The organism is Halomonas sp. B23F22_20 (assembly GCF_043496985.1).
In the GTDB taxonomy this organism is placed as follows: Bacteria; Pseudomonadota; Gammaproteobacteria; order Pseudomonadales; family Halomonadaceae; genus Halomonas.
Window position 1 is genome coordinate 1 of the sequence record NZ_JBIEKH010000053.1, and the last position, 1,468, is coordinate 1,468.

At 57.5% G+C, this 1,468-nt stretch carries 3 protein-coding genes; all 3 read right to left on the reverse strand.

Annotated elements, in window-relative coordinates; all coding sequences use genetic code 11:
- A partial coding sequence (locus ACGTN6_RS20470) for a ParB family protein (protein ID WP_394594891.1) occupies positions 1 to 501 on the reverse strand: 501 nt, incomplete at its 3' end.
- Positions 498 to 1,049 (reverse strand): hypothetical protein, encoded by a 552-nt coding sequence (locus tag ACGTN6_RS20475; RefSeq protein ID WP_394594893.1) that lies wholly within the window; start codon positions 1,047 to 1,049, stop codon positions 498 to 500. The genes ACGTN6_RS20475 and ACGTN6_RS20470, both read right to left, overlap by 4 nt.
- 220 nt (positions 1,050 to 1,269) lie before the next feature.
- On the reverse strand, positions 1,270 to 1,468 hold a 199-nt coding region (locus ACGTN6_RS20480; protein WP_394594895.1), incomplete at its 5' end, for a hypothetical protein.

Below are 1,468 nucleotides of genomic sequence, written 5' to 3' on the forward strand. Positions count from 1 at the left end.
CGACTCGTCACCTGCGGCCGCTTCGAGCTCATCCTTGAGGGCTTTAACCCCCAGACTCTTTTCGATCCAGGTCAGATCGCTGCGGCTCTCATTCTCGGACAGGTGGCCAGCGAGCGCGTGCACCTCGGACACCCAGGGCCGATATACGCACCAGAACCGATAGAACTTCTCGTCCTTGGTCTCATCCCAAAGCTCGTTCAGGATCTCCAGGCGCGTGTTGCCGCCGTCAGAGATCATGTATTTGTCATCCCCAGGGCGCTGAGTAACCGAGGGAGGGTGCTTCAGTCCAACTTCACGGATCGAGGCTTTGATCTCCTCGTACTTGGAGTTCCTCTGGGTGCGCGGGTTGCGATCGTACGCACGCACCTGGTCGAGAGTCACCTCGATGCCCATTTCTTGGACCGGGGGAGTGAATTTGTCGACACGGGAGCCAGCAGCACGCTTAGGTCCAGGTGTTTTGAGCGCTGCCGTCATCTGATTGGCATCTAGACGCTTACTCATGATTCCATCCTTCCTTCAATTCCTTGTCTTTTCACCTGGTTACGCTGTAGTGAGGCGACTCCTTCCGCGGGATCCAGCAGCACCCGAATGCGATCAGCCAAACTATCAAGGCTGACAACGACACCATTGAGCTGCGTGTCATTGCAGTCCTGCTCCCACTTCGCCAGGGTCCGGATGACCCTGTAGAGGTTCGAGAGCACGATGGTGAAAAGCTCGAGATCACTCCGATCGGAAAGTCCGAGGTGCCGCCACCGCAACTTTTCAGAGAGCGTCATCGCTGACGAAGAGCAGGCATGGCACAACAAGCGGCTGTCCTCGAGAAGCGCCAAGTAATCCAGCGCTTCAGACACATAGGCTAATGCTTCCCGCCCATAGGGCAGCCCCAGGCGAGCTACCCACTCCTGGTATTGATCGATCGCGTGCTGAAGGGGCTCAGTAAGGACCGTCTGACCCTGGTGCGGATCTAGCTCCAGGAGTTGGTACCGGCACCCGCACGGAGACTCCATGTCGCTTTCCTGAATCGGAAACTGCCCAAGAGAGGCCATCATCCTGCCCTCCTTTGAAGCTCTGCCCGCTCGGCTCGTTTAAGTTGGGCAAGGACATTACGCTCGGCACGATCATCACTAGGAGTGCATGACGCAAAGACAGGGGGACAACCTCGTTTGGTGAGTTTCAAGTGCCCACCCCGAGTGCGCTCAGCATGCCAGTGGTTGGACTGTGCATAGCGCACCACCTGAGTCATTCCCTTGGCGAGTCCACGAACCTGTTTCATGACGGTTCCTCCATTCCTGACCATTGGTAGGTCTCAATAGACGCGAGCACGATGGCGTCACCAATGGAGATGCCCTGCGACGTCAACAAAGCCAGGGATTGGAATGCGAAGCGATCCGCAATGCAGTCTCCCAGACGGTTCTCAAGCATCAGGCCGCCTAGGAGGCTCTGCTCTGCCTCGGTGCTTGCAGGCTGC